The following is a 20,098-nucleotide window of genomic DNA, read 5'->3' as shown; positions in this document are numbered from 1 at the left end:
TAATGTATAACGCCATGACTTTGATTATGCCTTGAACTGCAACCTATGCAAGGGTGGATTAGGATTTTGCTTCAGGATTGAGCGCCGCTGCAAATACGTCGCTGACGTCTTTTGCCAGAATGAATTCCATTTCCTGCCGGACTTCTTCAGGTAAATCCTCCAAATCCTTAGCATTGCGTTTGGGGATAATAACTTTTTTCAAGCCTGCACGATGTGCTGCAAGTACTTTTTCTTTAATTCCGCCTACAGGCAAGACTTTGCCACGTAAAGTGATTTCACCCGTCATGCCGACTTCACTGTTAATCAAACGATTGGTCATCAGGGATGCCAATGCGGTTGCCATGGTAACTCCGGCGCTGGGGCCGTCTTTTGGCGTTGCACCCGCCGGAATGTGAATGTGGATATCATTTTTTTCAAATAATTCTTCAGCGATACCCAGCTCATGAGCTTTCGAACGCACATACGACAATGCGGCTTGTGCCGATTCCTTCATAACCTCTCCCAATTGCCCTGTAATGATAAATCGTTTGGAACCAAGCATTTTAGTGGCTTCAATAAATAAGATATCGCCCCCACCGAGAGGAGTCACAGCAAGTCCTGTAGCCACTCCAGGAAGAGTGGTCCGCTCCGCGATTTCAGAATAGTATTTTGGCTTACCTAACAATTCTTCAACTTTTTCCGGGGTGACTACGATGGGTATATCCCGATTATTTTCTGCAACCAAAGTCGCAACTTTGCGACAAAGGGATTCAATTTCCCGCTCTAAGTTACGCACCCCTGCTTCGCGAGTGTATTCACGTACGATTTTACGGATTGCACGGTCTTTGAACTTGATTTCTTTTGCTGTAAGGCCATTTTCTGGGATTTGTCGTGGGATGAGGTATTGTTTTGCTATGTGTACTTTTTCTTCTTCGGTATAACCCGCTAACTTGATAATTTCCATGCGATCCCGTAATGCGGGTTGAATTGGCTCCAGTTGGTTTGCTGTGCAAATGAATATCACTTCGGATAAATCAAAATCAACATCCAAGTAATGATCTGCAAACGTCTTATTTTGTTCAGGATCCAGAACTTCTAATAAAGCCGAAGAAGGATCACCGCGAAAATCTGAACCTATTTTGTCTATTTCATCCAACATCATCACCGGATTACGTGAACCGGCTCTTTTAATCGATTGGATGATGCGTCCAGGCATAGCCCCTATATAAGTACGGCGATGCCCTCTAATCTCACTCTCATCGTGCACCCCACCTAGTGACATCCGGATGAATTTGCGTCCCAGAGCACGGGCAATGGATTGGCCTAGGGACGTTTTTCCCACCCCAGGCGGGCCGACAAAACAAAGTATGGAACCCTTATGGTGATGCTTTTCTTCCCGGTCGCGTTCAGAACGCAATTTTCTTACAGCAAGGTATTCAAGGAGCCTCTCCTTGATTTCTTTCATATCATAATGATCTTCATCCAGAATCTTGCGCGCGCGCGTAATATCCAGATTATCCTCAGTCCGTTTCTCCCAAGGTATTTCAATCAACCAATCAAGGTAAGTTTTAATAATGTGATACTCCGCAGAAGCTGGAGTCATCGCTTGCATACGCTGCAGCTCGCGACTGGCTTCTTTCCCAGCTTCAGACGGCATATGCGCTGTGAGAATTTTTTCCTGATACTCATTAATTTCATTTGTTTCATCATCTTCCTCGCCCAACTCTTTTTTAATCTGCTTAAGCTGCTCGCGAAGAATATAAGAGCGCTGGTTTTTTTCCATTTGCGTTTGGGTTTGGCTTTGAATTTTTTTTCCTAACTCAAGTATTTCAATTTCCTTACCGAGTAATTTGTTAAGCTCCATTAATTTGTCTTCAATGGTGTTTAATTCCAAAAGTTTTTGTGCATTGTTGAGATCCATGCGTAAATTAGTAGCAATGATGTATACTAACTGACGCGGTTCATCCACATTTAAGGCAGCCATTAAGAGCTCTTCCGGTAAATGAGGAGCCAATGCAACCATTCGCCTTAATAATTCAATGGTGTTGCGCATAAGCGCTTCGGTTTCCTTATTTTGAGCCATGCTCTCTGAAACCACCTCAACCTTTGCCTTAAGATAAGGCTCTGTGCTGGTAAATTCTTTAATTCGAATTTTCTCCAGCCCTTGTACAATCAAACGTACCGTATTGTCAGGAACATGAAATAACCGTAAAACAGTAGCCGCCGTGCCCATGGTATATATATTATTGTTATCACCCTCAGTTCTATCGTCTTTAATGGCTACCAACCCCAAAACCCGCGAAGGGCTTAAAGCCACATCATGAACCAATTGAATCAAATTGGCTTGCTCAATGCTAAGTGGCATAACCATGGAGGGATATACCAAATTGCCGCGTAACACCAAAATAGGGAGTTCTACTGGAATTTCAGGACGGATATCCGAACTTTTATTCCCCTCATCCTTTTGAGTAAGAATTTCCATGTTTACATCCTTTTCAACTGATATATGGAGGCTTCACAAAGCTTTTGGTAAGAGCACGTATAAATACCCATTTTCATAGCGTGCGCTGATATCTGCTTCTTTATATTTACCCGGAATAAGCACTCTTACCTGAAAGGCGCCATAAGGTATTTCAAGGCAGTGATAATTTAATTTAGCCTCGCTATCCTTGCGTACTCCATTAATTGTCAATAGATGATCGATAAACGTAATATTGAAATCTTTTGCCTGCATGCCTGCTAATTCTGTTTTTATAATGATGGCGGCATCGGTTTCATAGATATCAGTGGCTGGACGCCAAGCATAGGAGCGAGACTTGTGTTCGGGATGTCCTGCATCAAGTACCTGACAAACCTGACATTCAAAATAAGCATACTTGCTGTTGTCTTTTTCATTTGAATGTCCCATTACAACTCCTGAGTAATTTTCAGCAATCCTTTCAAGAATATATAGGCCACCAAATAAATTCTTGCTAGTTTATACATTGCTGTAGCGGAAGTTTTCATTATTGAAGCAGCGCGTAATTATGGTATAACTACCGCTCCTTTTTGTTGTTAAATATTTAAGCACAATAATGGAGCAACAATGGAACTTGATTTCTATAGTAAAGCCGCCTTGCAGCGTAATTTTTGGACCCCGTATTCAGGCATAAAAGATGTGTTGGTAACCTTGGCCTCCCCTATTCTGGCTCCTGTGTATTTTGGCCTTATGGCTATTAGTTATGCATGTGCGGGCTTAGCGTTAATCATTTTAGTCATTGGACAATTAATTGACGCCCTCCGGTTTACTACCTATTCAAATAGTGAGTACCACAGGGCAAATGATAAGTTACAGGAAGGAAAAGAGATATTTATAAGCGGCATGGAAAGCATCTTTATGGCCTTTGCTTTCGTGCCATTGGCGCTGCTTGGCCCTATTTTAGGTTTAATCAGCGTTGTGTCGCGAACCATTATATCGATAGCAGATGTTGTAACTCATAAGAATGATGCAAATTTTACTCTGTCTACGTATTAAATATTTTTATCATCCTTAGCAGCTAGACCTAACCTTACTATCTCATCCTGGGATAGGCTCACTATCAGGTCAAAAATACATAGAAAAAGCACTGACAATTGATCATTTATTGAAAAAAATGTATATTAATAACACCTAAAATAGGAGTGAATTTCGAGTGAGCGTACGGGAAACATTAAATTCTTTTTTTTGGACCCCTTTTCAGGATAAGAAAGATATTTGCGTAACTTTAGCATCACCTATACTTATTCCCATTTATTCTGCAGTTACAACTATTGGCCATAGCGCTGCCGCATTAGCAGCCATACCTGTGGCATTGATGATATTGGCAGAAAGCGCGCGTGTGGCAATAAGCTCTGCTTCGGATGCAGAGATACGAGCCAAAAGCTTAGTGAACGATGCCCTACAGGAATTCCAAAGTGGTGGTACTCATTTGAAAATGGCACTTACTTCCTTAATCTCCACTGTTCTGGGTTTTTTTATAGGGGTAGTTTATATTTTGACTCGCACGCTTGCTTCTGTGAATGCAAACAAAACGCAAGCAACACCAGAAGAAAACGAGTATGAATACAATGACAGTGAAAGTGACGATGGTTTAGAACTCAACACCCCATGATTTAACTAATTCAGTAAGCAAAATTGCCCAAGCAGTTGATAAAAATCAATATTTAATTTTTGATAAATCCATTCCGTATCTCAATGAACTATTGAGATACGAGTGATTGTATTTATTGTAAAATTTTTCCTTTTATCTAGGTTCTGTCGACATTGATGATTGTGTATAATCTGCGATAGAAATGACATGGTGGTTTTATGCTTACAGATGATGAATGGAACAGGATTAAAGATTGCTTACCAGGTAAGTCGGGGGATCCTGGTCGGAGGGGATCAGACAACCGGCTTTTTGTAGAAGGTATAATGTGGATGGCTCGGAATGGTGCAAAATGGAGGTCATTGCCTGAGAAATATGGTAACCGTGGTTATTGAATAACCAGGTAAATTTAGGATAATATCTTTCTTCGGCACTTTAATCCTCTTTTGACTGCAAAATCAAAGAGTTAGATTACTATAATCCGATTAAAGTGCCCCTGTATTTGGGGGAGAGCCTTCACTTATCCGCACAGCACTCTAACTCTCAACCTATAATTTTCAAAATTTCTAAATCCGTAAGCTCTTCTCTGAATCAATTTCATCTTCCGATGAAACCCTTCAGTTATTCCATTGTTCTTCGTAAAGCGAAGCATTCTAACGACTTCTTCTCTCCATTTAAATCACCATTCCGAGCCATCCACATTATACCTTCTACAAAAAGCCGGTTGTCTGATCCCCTCCGACCAGGATCCCCCGACTTACCTGGTAAGCAATCTTTAATCCTGTTCCATTCATCATCTGTAAGCATAAAACCACCATGTCATTTCTATCGCAGATTATACACAATCATCAATGTCGACAGAACCTAGGCAAAGAAGGTTTTAAAATATCAGGCTTACCTGCTCAAATCAACGACGCTTATGCTCTGTTAATATTCATAATGAGTTATTTACAGGCAAGATCTAATAAAAAAATCATGAGAAGACAATGCATCAGCATAAGAGTCATCGTTTGATGTGTTGATGTCTTTTTTAGTAAAACTCACGACATATTTAAGGAAATAAAGGGGAGATTGTTCAGCCAATTGCAGCAGGATTTGTTGTTTCCAAATTTCAGGAAGTTTACATTATTTTTATCCAATGGGCACTGTTTAATATGTTTAAATAATAGCCCGCTCATATTGCAACTTCGTGCCATGAAAAAAGAAATCCTTTTACCTAATAAGATGGTACTTAGCATGCGCACAGCTAAAGAAGCGGATGCCGAGTCGTTAATTTCCTATTTAAAAAGAGTAGGGGATGAAACCAATTTCTTAACATTCAGCGGTGCCGATTTAAATTTGACAATCGACGAGGAAATTGAATTTATCAGGCAATCCTTTGGTGAAGAGGGAAATGTGTTCCTCTTAGGTGTGATCGCTGGGGAAATTGTGGGGGTGCTCACCATCATTCGTGGCAGTAAGCCCAGGCTACAAAGAATTGGGGAGTTAGGCGTTACTGTATTAAAAAAATATTGGCGCTTAGGAATAGGGAAGTTATTAGTTCATGAAGGCTTAAAGTTTGCTTTAGAAAAAGGAATCGTAAAAATAAATTTATCTGTAAATATAAATAATGTTGCAGCTATCCTGCTTTATTTATCTCTAGGTTTCGAAATAGAGGGAAAAATTAAAAAGGCAGTTTGTATTGAGAATACATTTTATGATGAATTATTGTTAGGTATGGATTTAACGAAGGCATAGTTGGCGGAGAGAGAGGGATTCGAACCCTCGATACGTTTCCGTATACACACTTTCCAGGCGTGCGCCTTCGACCGCTCGGCCATCTCTCCCAAGTGCGCAAGAGTATACTTGAATGACATAAAAATCAATCTCTATAACCATGTATTTATGACGAAGCATCATTTGCCCAACTACTTTAAATAGGTACTGCAAATAAGAAAAGATAGGCAATTTTCATGGAGAATTGACTGAATAGGCGCTTTTATTGAGTGTTTTAGCGAATTTCAAAGAAGCAGGTGGGCAAAGCCGAGCTACTTCATGAAGGTTTCGTGACCTTTAGTAAGCGAAATTGATTTGCCAACCCACCCAGTATTTGGCTCATCATGCAAACAAGCATTTGCTGTAAGTGTAGTATAAGGCTTGCAGCAATCTCGATTACTTAGCTAGAGAGATTGGGTCAGATTAGATGCGTTTACCGTGCCGGATATGTTTTGGCTATTATTTTACACAATGTATAATAATTTTAATTAATTATAACTGATGAGCAAACCAAGATGATCATTTCTGAGGAGGACACTGCTTTAAGGTGGGTTTCCTATTTAGATATAGAAAATGGCACCATGCTAATTCGCCGGTCCATCCTTCAGCCTGCTGCTGGGGCATTTCAGGACTGCAGGGGCTTAACCGGATTCCACGTGCCGAAAGGCATTATTCAGATTGGCGCTGGTGCATTTGATGACTGCAGTAACTTAAGGCAAATCCACTTGCCGCAAGGCATTACTCAGATTGGTGCTGGTGCATTTGATGGCTGCAGTAGCTTAAGGGAAATCCACTTGCCAGAAGGCGTTGCTCAAATCAATATGGGGGCATTTCGTAACTGCAGCAGCCTAAACGAGATCCATTTGCCAAAAGGTATTACTCATATTGAGCATTATACGTTTTATGGTTGCAGCAGCTTAAGGAAAATCCACTTGCCAAAAGACATTACCTGGATTGGCTATGATGCATTTTATATGTGCATCAGCTTAACTCATATCATTATCAATAGTGACGATGAGGAAGAAATCGCCCGTATCAAGTCGTTACTTCTCAAGCATCTACGCCAGAAAGTAGTCAGCAAGGCGGATTATGATAAGGCTTCACAGAAAATCGAATCAGCACTGGCAAGGCTTGAACGACCTGAGCTCAATCCGCTGTATCCTTTTATGGTGAATGAGAGCCTTTCTTTATTCCCGGACGTTCTTACTGTCATTGGCGGCTTTGAAAGAGAGAGCAGCCAATACTATCAATCTGCAAAGCAGGCGATGGAAGCCCTTCCCATTCCCAAGAACGATGGGCAGATGCAGGCTTATCAAGAAAAAATAGACGATATTGTCGAACAATACTTGAATGAGGCAGAAGAGGATGCAAGGAAGCAAGTTGAGCATCGTTACCAACAATCCCTCAGGCGTTATCCTGAGCAGACTAAAAATCTTTCTCCTGCTGCGGTTAAAAAATTCCAAGAAAGAAAATATCCATTATTAAGCGAAGAAGAGCTAGGGAACCATCTCGATGCATTTAACAGATTTCATCGATGCTGTGCTGAATTGTCGAAAAAACATTCTGATTTTGTAACGCGTGATAAAAAAGCAGCTAGCCGTGAAACGCGTGAGTTGTTAAATACCTTGCAGCTTGCCTATATTAACTACATGAAAGATTCCCGTAAGCTATTAGAAGAATCTAATAAATTAGGGGAAGGCACTGCCAAGTTAAAGAAAAAAAGCGAGTTATCTGAACGAGCGAAAGCATTCAGGCAAACTTGCCAGGATGCCATTGACAAAGCAACGCCAGAACTTGAGAAGCATAGAGGGTTAAAGGAAATTTTAACCAATTTGGCCATTGCTTTGGTGACTTTAGGCGTGGCATTTTTGGTTAACTACGCAATAACCGGTCGTTTCTTTTTCCATCCGGCAACTGCTTCGCAGAAGATTCTTAACAAAACTTGCAAAACAATTGAGGAAATTGACTTCCCAGGACTTGAGCAGGAGCAAACAACTGAATGCGATTTATTAGCTCTCGCATAGACCAGATCGCAGGCATGGCAAATGCAGCTAAAGCAATTGGGCAAATGGAGATGTATTTATCGTGGTGGTGTGTCACGAAGGCCGTTTTAACAAACTGCTCTATAATAAAATTATATGCTGCGGAGTATAAAATGAACAAATGGTTCGTGATGATGTGTGCCCTGGGCTTAAGCACACCTACTTATGCATTTTCATGTTATCTGACGGTTGTTAAAAGTAGTTGCTGGAAAAACTATAATGTAACCGTCATTCTTCAAGATCCTACGAATAAGGATAAAGAAGTAACAAGTGTCCTCATTCCAGCAAACCGTATGTGGGCCAGGGAAAAATTTGAGTGCCAGCCCGGGCAAAAATTAAAACTTAAAGCCAAGTTTAATCCTGTTTTTTGGGAAGGGGATGAAGGGAAAGTCTATATGGGAAAAAAATATTGGGAGCTCCCAAAAGAAGTTAAAAAAAAGGAACTGGCTTGGAATATTTCTCTTTGTTACCCCCAGCAATTTGCTGAAGTTCCATTGCCACCGGAAGCAGGGGGCAATTGCACATGCAACATGAAAGAAGTGCCGCCTATACCACCACAGTAGTTAATTTCATCATTTGCACCTTTTGCAAAGTAGCCGGACAACCTGTGTGCTAGGATATCCCTCTGCAGTTTACCTTTAAGCCTATGCCTTGATATGATTCGTCTTTATTTTACAGTTCAATCTGCAATGGAGACGAAAGCATGCCCCATTTACGTAATAAAATCGGACAAATGCTCATCATGGGATTTGCTGGCTATGAAATCAATGAGGATAGCCCTATCGCTGAATGGTTAAAAACAGATGGTTTGGGTGGCGTGCTGTTATTTGATTTCGACGTTGCGGCCAATCAATTTGGGAAAAACTTAAGGGATCAAGAGCAAATTATTACCTTGAACCGTCAGCTGGTTTCTTATGCAAATGCTAATCCCAGTGAGTATAACTTGCCACTATATATTGCATTAGATTATGAGGGTGGGGTAGTTGACCGTCTTGCTGCCGTACCCGGGTGTATGTCTACCGTGCGTCCTTGTGATCAAGCTTTGCTTTCTGACGAAGATTTGTATCAGGAGGCTAAAAAAATGGCTTTAACACTGAAAAAATTAGGATTTAATCTTAATTTTGCGCCGGTTGTCGATCTGAATTTAAACGAAAATGAAGGCATCATTGGTAAATTAGGCCGCAGTTTTTCCTCCGAACCCGAAGAAGTTGTACGTGCTGCAAGACAATTCGTACATGCTTTCAATGAAGAAGGAATCATCTGTACCTACAAACATTTTCCCGGGCATGGCAGTGCAGTAGGCGACACCCATCTTGGCTTTGTGGATGTGACTGAGCATTATCATGATAATGAGCTTTATCCTTATGCCAGGTTGTTTACCAATAATACGCCAGCTATGGTGATGACCGCACATGTAGTAAACCGGCAATTGGATGCTAGTGGAATACCTGCCACATTATCATATTCTATATTAACTGATCTTTTGCGCCATAAATTGGGTTTCACTGGCGTGGTGATCAGCGACGATCTACAGATGAAGGCAATCAGTGAGTATTATGCATTGGATGATGCACTGCGAATGACCATCAATGCAGGTACTGACATGTTGATTTTTGGTAACCAGTTAGGACAAATAAGCGCCACTCATGTAATTGATAAAATTGAACAGTTAGTCCGCGCAGGGGATATTCCTGTTGCGCGCATTGAAGAGGCATACGGGCGCATTTCGCGTTTGAAGCAAGCTCACCACACAGGCGCAGTATTGACGCCTTAATCCCATTTTGCCGGGAGGAAGTTTTTAATTTTCTCCCAAGCTGTCTTTTACTCATAGTAAATCGAGCTTACCAATAAGCCACGGCAGTAATTGTATAATTCTGAACACTAGCAAATTTGCCATCAGCGTGGAGTAATCTTTATCAGAAAGATAATTTTGATGATATTTTATCCAACATGATATATAATAAGCCAAAATTATTCCAGGAAAGATATAATGTACGAACCTTCCCGTAAAAAGCAAAGAACGAACAACACGCATCAAGCCCAATTTTTACCCGCACCAGAGCAAAAGCCGCTAAGTTCATACTTTACGGAAGGTTTTCTTTCTACTTTGGCGTCTTCTTGGCAGACGCCTACTCCCCCTTTAAATCCTCAAGAAATATTTGGTCCATTGTACTGGCCACCATTGCACCTGCGTTTATCCAACCAACCCGTTATCCAGTCTGATGTAGATAATCAGCATCAATTGAGTTACTTGCCGCCTGTGCAAACCGCTTATCCTGAAAAAGAACAGCAGCATGCCAGCAGGCCGATAGAAAATCCTGAGGCATTGCCTTTATCATCTCTACCGCAGCATTCTTCGAAAAAACGTAAACAGAAATCCATACAGCAAGATGTTCCTGGGGATGACCAACAAAATAGCAAAAATAAACAAACTTATCAGAGAGCTTATTATGCTGCCAGAAAATGTTTCGCCGCTAAACATCCATGTCCCCAGGACAATTGTGAAGAATGGAAGAATGAAAGCCCCAACTATATTAAAATTTTTAAATCCATTTACGCTCGCTGTGCGGATAAGGAAAATGCTGCGGAAATTAAAAGGGGGTCTGATGCAGCTGAGCACGATGTAAAAAATAAAATTCCGATGCCTTCCCGAGAAAAATTGTTAGTAGAAGGTATTGTGTATGCAGATGCCTATGAAAAAGCTCATGACAATTGTTGCGCCAAGCAGGGAGAAAACTCAGGAAAAGAGGCTGCCAAAAAAAATTGCATCAAACCTGCACGAGAGAAACTCATGCGAAGAGGCAAAGGCTATGCAGATGCTTATGAAAAAGCTTTTGACGAACAATTCGCAAAATTAACTCCAGAGCAACGCTTATTGACTCAAGCAGCAACGAATGGGTGTCGAACTGCTTTAAACGGAGGAACTCTTCTCTCGCAGCAAAAAATGGAAGAGAAGGGCTGGAATAAAACTTATATTGCACAATATCGAAAGTCTTTTTTAGAAGCGGCATCCCAGTTAAAGCCCGAAGACATCTCCAAACGACAGGGGCGGAATAATGGAACGATGGCCGGGTTAAGAGGTGGTCAAGTTCTTTCACCAGAAGAATTCAAACGGCAGCAACGCGATTTAATTTATCAAAATGCTTTTCTTAAAGCGTTTAAGCAAGCTAAGGCTTTATATGGGGATATAAATTGCAAAACCATGACTTATTACCTTGTAGGTGAACAAGTACTGGCTTCGTTTTATACCCCAGAAATGGAACATGGTGATCATCGAGTTAAATCCTTAGCAGAGATTAGAGGTAGCAAGCGCGCGGCTTTTTTATGTAAGCAACTTATAAAAGCTTATAATGCGGATTGGATAGAAGAAGAGGATGATAAGCTTGAGGTGCATGTACACGGTCCCTTCGTGGTCATTGATAATTATGATGTGTTGCTAGATTCGGGTTTAAGCCCTAGAGAGAGCTTGTCGCAGTTGCCTGCAGTTCATAAAAAATATTGGGAAACATTAATGCAATCGCAAGGTACGATCATCACGGCAGCGAACGTTGTGGATGATGATTTTTTTGCTATTTTTATGACTGCAGAAGAAGCGGAACAAGCAATGGTTGAAATCCAAAGTAAAGAGGCTGGCAGCAACAGTTTGGCAAGCCATTCAGCGAGTGCGTCGAGCAGCACGGCATCCCAGCCGCAGGCTATTAGTTCTTTTAGCTCAACGCCGTATAATTTTTTCTCACAATCACCTCGAGAAGAAGAAACCCAAGAATTTTTTTATAGGCCAGACTAGAGATTTGCATAACGCCAGCGGCATTGCTAAATGACAAATTCAAATAATGTCTTTAAATTCGCAATCATATGTGTTAAAATACATCTTTCTGTATAATTTTGTAGCAGACTGAAGCATGACTTATTTACTTCTTAATGTAGGCGCCCCAAAAATATTTTTCTCTTCAATTTCTTCATGGGGCTGTTGTTGCTGTTAAAACATTTCTAACCTCGGTTTTAACTGACAACATAAGGTTTCTGTCATGTGTGCACAACATTCTGTTCCAACTAAAAAAATTAGATTCAGCACCCCTTTAATTTATGCAATCATGATTATGCTCGGTATTGTGAGCGGACTGTCAAATATTTTTTGGTTGCAAACACTAGGTTTATTTATTGCTGATGTATTCATTAAATTGTTTAAATGCATCAGCCTGCCAATTATTTCGCTATCGATTATCGTAACCATGTCTGGCTATCGTTCCGATGGGATTATGCGCGGCGTTTGGCGCAGAACCATGACTTATACCCTGGCCACTACACTGATTGCGGCTGCAATCAGTTGTCTGTTGTATAGCCTTATTCATCCTGCAATGGTTGGCGAAATACCGCAAGTTCCTGATATTGCAGTGCAACACAGCAGTTATCTTGATCATATCTTAAGCTTAATTCCATCTTCACTGCTGGCTCCTTTTTTGGAGCATCAAGTGCTAAGTGTTTTATTTTTAAGCCTGGTCATTGGCATTGCGGTTCGTTTTATCCCGGATGCTGCAGCAAGGCAAACCATTACGCAATTTTTCAAAGGAGCTCATGGTTTATTCACGGTTATCATCCGTTGGGTGATTGCCATCATCCCGTTTGGTTTATTTGGATTTATTACCTCCACTATGGTGCAGCTAAAAACCGGTATAGCTATCCGCGGCATTGGCGAGTATTTATTAGTGATCGTGCTCGCAAATTTGGTGCAAGGTTTCATCATTCTACCGTTATGGCTGAAATCGCAAGGAATTAAACCTTTTGCTGCCATGCAGGGTATGTTTCCTGCGTTATCGCTTGCTTTTTTCTCCAAGTCTTCTGTGGGTACATTGCCGGTGACTATGGATACAATCGAGAAAAATCTGCAGGTGAAGCCTGAAATCAGCCGGTTTGTATTGCCATTATGCACCAGTTTGAATATGAATGGCTGCGCTGCTTTTATTTTTGCGACAGTAATTTATTTGATGCAAAATCATGGCATCGAGGTTTCCTTCGCGTCCATGGGGTTGTGGGTGGTAGTGGCTACAGTCGCTGCCATCGGAAATGCAGGTGTGCCTATGGGATGTTTTTTCTTAAGCGCGAGCTTGCTGGCCAGTATGAATGTGCCGATTACCTTACTGGGTATCATTCTGCCGTTTTACAGTTTAATTGATATGCTGGAAACGTCTCTTAACGTTTGGTCCGATGCTTGCGTGGCAAAAGTAGTTGATGAAAAAGCCAGTGAAGAGGTTGCCATTCTGTCGGATGCAGCTACTCAAAACTAGAATTAATTAGAATGCCCTGGCTTGCTGCCTTGCTAACCAGGGAATATTAGCACATGTGAAATAATCTGCTTTTCTCTTATACCGCAAAAAGTTCCTCGCAGATTGTGTAATAAATGTCACCCAGTTTCAGCAATTCATTTAAAGAAACGCATTCATTGATTTGATGGATTGTTTCATTGACTGGACCAAGTTCTATCACTTCGACCCCATAAGGCGCGATAAAGCGTCCATCCGATGTGCCTCCACTGGTGGATAATTCGGGTGCGAAGTCCATATGGAATTTGATGCTTTTAAGCGTGCAATCCAGTAAACGCCCATGATCGGTCAAAAAAGGTTCTCCATTTAAACGCCATGTGATTTCTGCATTCAAGTCGTAACGGGAGAAACATGCTTGTACTTGTTGTTCAATAAGTTTGGCGGTTTGCTCCGTCGAGTAACGAAGATTAAATTGCAGGGTCAATGTTCCTGGAATGATGTTGCCGGCTTGCCCGCCAGCTTCAATATGAGTAATTTGCAATGAAGTAGGAGGGAAGTAACGATTTCCTGCATCCCATGCATGGGCCGTTAACTCCTGCAATGCAGGAATGACTTTATGGATGGGGTTTTCAGCTAAATGCGGATAGGCAACATGGCCTTGTTTCCCATGGACAACTATTTTTGCGGTGAGCGAACCGCGTCGGCCAATTTTAATGACATCGCCCACCATTTTGGAGCTGGAAGGCTCGCCAACAATGCAGTAATCAGGATGAATGCCTTGTTCCTTTAAGTGCGCCATAACATAAGGTGTGCCGAGATCAAACTGATCGCCTTCTTCACCACTGGTGATGAGAAAGCCAAGTCTGCCGGGGAAATCGGGATATTTTTTGATGAAATGCGAAGCAGCAGTCATCATGCAAGCAAGGCTGCCTTTCATATCCGCAGTACCTCGCCCAAACAAAACTCCATTTTCTTCGGTTAAGGCAAATGGATCTCTTGCCCATTTTGCCCGATCGCCGGCAGGGACTACATCGCTATGGCCAGCAAATAACAATAAGGGGCCATGAGTACCATAACAAGCAAAAAAATTGGCAACCGGATCGCAATTAAAGCGTTGGCATTGAAACCCTGCTTTTTCCAAATAGGCAATCATATATTCCTGGCAACCCTCATCCCTGGGGGTGATGGAGGGGAAGCTTATCAGCGCGGCGAGTAACTCGCGAATTTCAGTCATCGATTAGCATCCCGCAGCAATTCATTAATGCTGACTTTGGCGCGTGTTTTTTCATCGACTTGTTTGACAATCACAGCACAATAAAGGCTGTGCGTGCGATCATCGCTTGGTAAATTGCCAGCGACGACTACGGATCCTGCTGGTATGCGCCCATAGGTGATTTCACCGGTCATGCGATTATAAATTTTGGTGCTTTGTCCTAAGAATACGCCCATGGAAATCACAGAGCCACGCTCGACGATCACTCCTTCCACAACTTCAGAGCGAGCTCCAATGAAACAATCGTCTTCAATAATGGTGGGATTCGCTTGCAATGGTTCTAAAACCCCGCCTATGCCAGCACCACCTGATAAATGAACGTTTTTGCCAATTTGCGCGCACGAACCTACGGTAGCCCAAGTATCTACCAATACATTTTCATCGATATAAGCACCTACATTTACATAAGACGGCATCAATACGGTGTTTTTACCTATGAAAGCACCGCGCCGGATCATCGCGTGCGGAACGATGCGTGCACCGACTTCCTGAAAATGCTCATTGGTAAAACCGTCAAATTTAAGGGGAACCTTATCGTAGAATTGGCAAAAGCCAGCATCAATCACGCGATTGGGGTAAAGTCTAAAAGACAATAAAACTGCTTTTTTTATCCATTGATGCGTGACCCAATCGCCGTTTAGTTTTTCCGCCACACGCAAGGAACCTTGATCAAGCCCCAGCATCACTTCTTCGACCGCTTGTTTAATTTGCGGCGAGGCATTCTCCGGTGAAAGCGACAAGCGTTGCTCGAACGAGTTTTCAATAATTTGTTGCAAAGTGGTCATAGAATCCCTTTTAAGTGAGTTTAGTTAAACCGCAGCAGCCTGGACTTGCTGATACAGTTTGCAGGTTTTAGGATAGGGAGTATACTGCATTTTATTGTGAATATTGAGCTTTTATAATGCACTTGTTAGTAACCGGAAGCGCGGGTTTTATTGGGTATCATTTTGCTAAAATGCGACTGGAACGCGGCGATCAAGTGATTGGAATTGACAATTTAAACGATTATTACGATGTGCGATTAAAACAGTCAAGATTAGAGCAACTTAAATCTTACCCCAATTTTGTTTTTTACCCATTTGATATTTGCGATCGCGAACACATCGATAAAATATTTAAAAAACACAAGCCGGAGAGGGTTGTGCATCTTGCAGCGCAAGCTGGGGTGCGCTATTCGTTGAAAAATCCCCATCTTTATGTGCAATCGAATGTAGTTGGTTTTACTCATGTGATTGACGCTTGTAAAACTTACCAAATCGAGCATTTGGTTTATGCTTCAACGAGTTCCGTGTATGGGGCTAACAGTGCGCAACCTTATAACGAAAGCGATGCTGTTACGCATCCTTTGACTATTTATGCGGCAACGAAAAAAGCCAATGAATTAATTGCCCATTCCTATTCGAATTTATATAAATTACCCACCACCGGTTTGCGCTTCTTTACGGTATATGGTCCTTGGGGAAGGCCGGACATGGCATTCTTCTCATTTACGCGTGATATTTTAAATGGCACACCGATCAAAGTTTACAACCATGGACAAATGCAGCGCGATTTTACCTACATTGACGATATCATCATGGGCATTTCACTGGCGGTCGACAAACCTGCAGAGGCAAACCCTTGTTGGAGCGGGCAAGATCCTGATGCAGCCACTAGTTTTGCACCTTATCGCATCTATAATATAGGCCGCGGGTGTCCGGTGAATTTGATGGATTATATTTCAGCTCTTGAGCAAGCTACAGGCAAACATGCAATCAAACAATTCATGCCCATGCAGGAAGGCGATGTTTTATCCACGCATGCTGATACATCCCGCCTGCAAGATGACTTAGGTTACGCGCCCCAAGTTTCCATTCAAGAAGGCATAGAGCGCTTTGTCGCCTGGTATCTGGATTTTTATCGATGAAACCCGATTGTTAGGGCAGCAAGCGAAAACCAGAAAATCTGGCTATCGCTTGTCGAGATATTAACTTAACGCGTATTTAAGGTCGGCTTTTAAATCTTCAATGTATTCGATTCCTACCGAAAGACGAATGAAACCATCTTCTATCCCCAGTTTTTTTCTTGTTTCTGCTGGAATGGAGGCATGCGTCATAATGGCAGGATGTTCAATTAGACTTTCTACCCCACCTAAGCTTTCAGCCAGAGTAAATAAATCACAGCGTGTTAAGAATCGTTTTGCACGCTCAAGGTCGCCATCAATGACCATGGAAATCATGCCTCCAAATCCGCGCATTTGTTCTTTGGCCAAAACATGTTGCGGGTGACTTGTCAAGCCAGGATAGATTACCTTACGGACGCCCGGATGTTGCTCCAGCCAATGGGCCAGGCTATTTGCATTCTCACAATGCCGTTGCATGCGCAAAGAGAGAGTTTTTAAACTTCTGAGGACTAAAAAGCTGTCGAATGGACCAGCAATCGCACCGCATGAATTTTGTAAAAAAGCGAGTTTTTCTGCCAATTCTTGGTTATCACCCACCACGACCACGCCGCTAACTACATCCGAATGGCCATTCAAATATTTAGTGGCTGAATGCACCACCACGTCAAAGCCGAGTTCCAGCGGCCGTTGGATCCATGGGGTTGCAAAAGTATTGTCGACAACCCCGATAAGACGATGACGTTTAGCCAATTCTGCTATTTTGCAAAGGTCAACAAGTTTGAGCATGGGGTTGGAAGGGGTTTCCAGCCAAATCATGCGGGTATTCGGCCTTATTTCTTTTTCAATTAATTCCGGTTGACACATGTCGACGAAGGAAAAGGATAAATTGGAAGTGCGTGTTTTTACTTTGTCAAAAATCCGATAGCTGCCACCGTAAAGATCGTCCATAACCACGACGTGATCGCCGGCATTCAGCACATCGATTACGGTATTAATGGCTGCCATCCCGGATGCAAAAGCAAAACCCCGAGTGCCTGATTCCAGACTTGCAATACAAGCTTCATAAGCATTGCGGGTGGGGTTTTGCGTGCGTGAATACTCATATCCTTGATGTACACCAGGTGCTGTTTGTTTATAGGTCGATGTGGCATAAATAGGCGTCATGACAGCCCCGGTGCTTGCATCTGCAGTTTGCCCAGCATGAATGGAACGTGTATCAAAATGTTTATCCATAACGATCATCCTGTTAACCAAAATTGATAAATTTTTACCTGCAACCATTTTATACTTAAGCGCTTATTAAAAAAGCTTTTTATATAAAAACGTTTTTATGCCGGTCGATTATAATTAAAGAATATAGGGAAATTGCCGTTATTTATAACGGACAGGGTTTTAGGCGAGGGGTTACATGCGCAAGCAAGAAATTGACTATAAGAGAGTTGCATCTGCAGCTGCGCGCATTAAACAAAAAGGTAAGGAGCCTTCCGTTACGGATATTTGTGACGAATTGGGCTTGTTAAGCGTAACACCTGAGCTGATAACTTTTCTGGAACAATGGTATCACAACCAACCCGAGTTTAAACGGAAAAAACAGACACCCCTAACCGAAAACATCAAATTAAACAAACCCATCAAAGAAATCGAGCTTGAAAAATCGTTATCTTTGTTGCGGGCCACGTTGGAATCCACGGCTGATGGCATCATGATGGTAAACGGACAAGGGCAGGTGGTGGATTGGAACCAGAAATTTGTCGATATGTGGCGTATCCCCAGCCATTTAATGGAAGCGGGACCTGAAAAATTGAGTTTTGATTACATTTTAGAGCAATTAATTGAACCTGAAAAAATCATTGCGGATGTGCAATTTCTCTATCAAAACCCCGAGTGGGAAGGAGAATTACCGGAACTGCATTTTAAAGATGGACGCATCTTTGAACGTTATACCCAACCACAGCGTATTGGTGCAGAAATTGTAGGGCGCGTGTACAGTTTCCGCGATGTTACCCAAAAGCGCATTGCAGACGATGAATTAAGGATCCGTGAGCGTGCTATTGAAGCCAGCACCCATGGCATAGCAATCATAGACATCGTAAAACCGAATCAACCCATCATATACATTAACAATGCCTTTGAACGGATTACTGGTTATAGTGAAAGACATATTCTTGGAAAGGATTTAACTGCTTTACATAGTAAAAATACGGATCAGACAAATCAAAAACGCATCGATTTAGCCATTCGGGAAGAACGGGAAGAAACGGTTGAGCTTGAGCTGATGCGTCGTAACGGGGAATTGTTTTGGTGCGAACTGAGTCTTGCTCCGGTAAAAGATTCTTTTAATCAAGTCAAGCATTATGTAGGGATTTTGAATGATGTTACCTTGCGCCGTGAGATGGAAGAGCAATTGCTCCGGCAAGCCACGCACGACGCATTGACTGAACTCCCGAACAGAGTGCTTTTATTAGACAGGGTCGAACAAGCTATTTTGCAGGCAAAAAAGAACAAATCCATATTGGCTTTTCTCTTTTTGGATTTGGACCGTTTTAAAATGACCAATGATACCTTAGGCCATGGGGTAGGAGATAAGTTATTACAAGCAGTGGCAAACCGCTTGTTAATTGCCACCAGTGATTTGGATACAGTAGCCCGTTTTGGAGGCGATGAATTTGTCATCCTTATCCCCGAGCTTCGCAGTATAGAAGAAGGTGAAAAGCTAGCGCAGGAAATTCTTAATTTGCTGGAAAAGCCTTTCAAAGTCGGGCAGCACAGTTTGAAAATTACAGCAAGCATTGGTCTTAGTTTTTTTCCACGTGATGGAATGGATTATGAGTCGTTGATGAAAAATGCCGATTTATCCATGTATCATGCCAAAGATAGCGGCAGGAACACGTATCGCATTTTTGAGCCTGAAATGAACAGGCGTGTTGTCAACCATGTGCAAATCGATAATGCTTTGCGCTATGCATTGCAGAATAAAGAATTTTATCTCGTTTATCAGCCTTTGATGGATTTAAAGCGTGAATGCGTTGTGGGGGTGGAAGCTTTATTAAGGTGGAACAGCAAAGTGCTTGGCCATGTATCTCCGCTCGATTTTATACCGATTGCCGAAGAAAACGGGATGATTCTTGAGATTGGCCCTTGGGTAATCGAGGAAGCTTGTACACAACTGATGCGCTGGCACAATCAAGGTTTGTGGGATTTGACTGTAGCGGTGAATATTTCGGGACGTCAGCTGCACCAGGCGGATCTTCCTGAACAATTAACTAAAATCTTGCATAAAACGAGCTTGCCTGCAAAATTTTTGGAACTTGAGTTGACTGAGAGTCTGCTTGTTGAAAACATCGATCATGCAGTGGAAATTATGTACAAGTTTAAAGATATGGGGGTGAAACTCGCCATCGATGATTTTGGTACAGGTTATTCAAGCTTATCTTATTTAAAACAATTTCCAGTTGATAAATTAAAAATTGATCAATCCTTTATAAAGGAAATGGTGAGCGATGCCAATGATGCCGCGATCGTTAAAGCCATCATCAATCTTGCTCATAGCCTCAATTTGCAAGTATTGGCGGAAGGGGTAGAGAATGAATATCAGAAAAATTTTATTCTGAACCATGGCTGCGATTTTGCGCAAGGCTATTACTTTAAACCACCGAATAAAGCAGAGTTAATTATAGAGTTTCTAAAAAATTATTCTAAGTGTAAATAATTAATTGGCTGCCAAGGACTAAGATATATTGTTACTTAGTATAATTTTCCAAGTATAGATAAGACCACCTTTATTTTTAGAGGACTCCGGG

General features: G+C 41.9%; 15 protein-coding genes, 1 tRNA gene and 3 pseudogenes. 11 read left to right on the top strand and 8 right to left on the bottom strand.

Features of this window, described 5'->3' with window-relative positions; translation table 11 throughout:
• Positions 1–58 precede the first annotated feature (58 nt).
• Entirely contained in the window at positions 59–2,461 is a 2,403-nt protein-coding gene (gene lon / locus NKV53_RS04975) for an endopeptidase La (RefSeq protein WP_253350800.1), read from the bottom strand.
• Positions 2,462–2,494: 33 nt separating this feature from the next.
• A complete protein-coding gene (locus NKV53_RS04970) occupies positions 2,495–2,887 on the bottom strand; it encodes an Hsp20/alpha crystallin family protein (RefSeq protein ID WP_127032621.1) in 393 nt (130 codons plus the stop codon).
• Positions 2,888–3,064: 177 nt separating this feature from the next.
• Here NKV53_RS04970 and NKV53_RS04965 point away from each other — a divergent pair, with 177 nt between their 5' ends.
• From NKV53_RS04965 to NKV53_RS04955, 3 genes and pseudogenes are all read left to right on the top strand, one after another.
• Positions 3,065–3,493 carry a hypothetical protein gene (locus NKV53_RS04965; protein WP_126954450.1) on the top strand — a complete coding sequence of 143 codons (429 nt, stop codon included), beginning with the start codon at positions 3,065–3,067 and terminating at the stop codon, positions 3,491–3,493.
• A gap of 157 nt (positions 3,494–3,650) precedes the next feature.
• Positions 3,651–4,109 carry a hypothetical protein gene (locus tag NKV53_RS04960; protein ID WP_126954449.1) on the top strand — a complete coding sequence of 153 codons (459 nt, stop codon included), beginning with the start codon at positions 3,651–3,653 and terminating at the stop codon, positions 4,107–4,109.
• 197 nt (positions 4,110–4,306) lie between these two features.
• Positions 4,307–4,465, top strand: a pseudogene (locus tag NKV53_RS04955) (transposase); the annotation flags it as partial.
• Positions 4,466–4,605: 140 nt separating this feature from the next.
• Here the strand turns inward: NKV53_RS04955 and NKV53_RS04950 are convergent.
• Positions 4,606–4,764: pseudogene (locus NKV53_RS04950) on the bottom strand (transposase); the annotation flags it as partial.
• Positions 4,765–4,769: 5 nt separating this feature from the next.
• A pseudogene (locus NKV53_RS04945) lies at positions 4,770–4,892 on the bottom strand (transposase); the annotation flags it as partial.
• A 387-nt stretch (positions 4,893–5,279) separates the two neighbouring features.
• Here NKV53_RS04945 and NKV53_RS04940 point away from each other — a divergent pair.
• Positions 5,280–5,822, top strand: a complete 543-nt coding sequence (locus NKV53_RS04940; protein WP_127057203.1) for a GNAT family N-acetyltransferase — start codon at positions 5,280–5,282, stop codon at positions 5,820–5,822.
• Position 5,823: 1 nt separating this feature from the next.
• Here NKV53_RS04940 and NKV53_RS04935 read toward each other — a convergent pair.
• Positions 5,824–5,911 (bottom strand) — tRNA-Ser (locus tag NKV53_RS04935).
• 444 nt (positions 5,912–6,355) lie between these two features.
• Here NKV53_RS04935 and NKV53_RS04930 point away from each other — a divergent pair.
• The 5 genes from NKV53_RS04930 (at position 6,356) to NKV53_RS04910 (ending at position 13,167) form a co-directional block, all read left to right on the top strand.
• Positions 6,356–7,864: a leucine-rich repeat domain-containing protein gene (locus tag NKV53_RS04930; RefSeq protein WP_126954383.1), complete on the top strand. Its 1,509-nt coding sequence runs from the start codon at positions 6,356–6,358 to the stop codon at positions 7,862–7,864.
• 131 nt (positions 7,865–7,995) lie between these two features.
• A complete protein-coding gene (locus tag NKV53_RS04925; protein WP_253350798.1) occupies positions 7,996–8,445 on the top strand; it encodes a hypothetical protein in 450 nt (149 codons plus the stop codon).
• 140 nt (positions 8,446–8,585) lie between these two features.
• Entirely contained in the window at positions 8,586–9,656 is a 1,071-nt protein-coding gene (locus tag NKV53_RS04920; RefSeq protein ID WP_253350797.1) for a glycoside hydrolase family 3 N-terminal domain-containing protein, read from the top strand.
• 216 nt (positions 9,657–9,872) lie between these two features.
• Positions 9,873–11,669, top strand: a complete 1,797-nt coding sequence (locus NKV53_RS04915; RefSeq protein ID WP_253350796.1) for a hypothetical protein — start codon at positions 9,873–9,875, stop codon at positions 11,667–11,669.
• A gap of 241 nt (positions 11,670–11,910) precedes the next feature.
• Positions 11,911–13,167 (top strand): dicarboxylate/amino acid:cation symporter, encoded by a 1,257-nt coding sequence (locus tag NKV53_RS04910; protein ID WP_126954387.1) that lies wholly within the window; start codon positions 11,911–11,913, stop codon positions 13,165–13,167.
• Between the two features lie 76 nt (positions 13,168–13,243).
• On the opposite strand, the gene dapE is transcribed toward NKV53_RS04910, so the two are convergent.
• Positions 13,244–14,377: a succinyl-diaminopimelate desuccinylase gene (gene dapE / locus NKV53_RS04905; protein ID WP_126954388.1), complete on the bottom strand. Its 1,134-nt coding sequence runs from the start codon at positions 14,375–14,377 to the stop codon at positions 13,244–13,246.
• Complete coding sequence (gene dapD / locus NKV53_RS04900; protein WP_253350794.1) at positions 14,374–15,201, bottom strand: 2,3,4,5-tetrahydropyridine-2,6-dicarboxylate N-succinyltransferase; 828 nt, start codon at positions 15,199–15,201, stop codon at positions 14,374–14,376. Before dapD ends, dapE begins: the two co-directional genes overlap by 4 nt.
• A gap of 116 nt (positions 15,202–15,317) precedes the next feature.
• On the opposite strand from dapD, the gene NKV53_RS04895 reads away from it, so the two are divergent.
• Positions 15,318–16,322, top strand: coding sequence for an NAD-dependent epimerase (locus NKV53_RS04895; RefSeq protein ID WP_126954390.1), 1,005 nt, complete (start codon positions 15,318–15,320; stop codon positions 16,320–16,322).
• A 60-nt stretch (positions 16,323–16,382) separates the two neighbouring features.
• Here NKV53_RS04895 and NKV53_RS04890 read toward each other — a convergent pair whose 3' ends face one another.
• On the bottom strand, positions 16,383–17,531 hold the full coding sequence (locus NKV53_RS04890) for a PLP-dependent aspartate aminotransferase family protein (protein ID WP_126954391.1): 1,149 nt from the start codon (positions 17,529–17,531) through the stop codon (positions 16,383–16,385).
• 175 nt (positions 17,532–17,706) lie between these two features.
• Here NKV53_RS04890 and NKV53_RS04885 point away from each other — a divergent pair, with 175 nt between their 5' ends.
• Positions 17,707–20,007 (top strand): EAL domain-containing protein, encoded by a 2,301-nt coding sequence (locus tag NKV53_RS04885; protein WP_126954392.1) that lies wholly within the window; start codon positions 17,707–17,709, stop codon positions 20,005–20,007.
• The last annotated feature ends 91 nt before the right edge of the window (positions 20,008–20,098 follow it).

The sequence above is a fragment of the Legionella sp. 27cVA30 genome, from assembly GCF_024160945.1.
In the GTDB taxonomy this organism is placed as follows: Bacteria; Pseudomonadota; Gammaproteobacteria; order Legionellales; family Legionellaceae; genus Legionella_A; species Legionella_A septentrionalis.
Note: the sequence above shows the minus strand (reverse complement) of the source record. Positions and strands in the feature narration are given on the sequence as shown.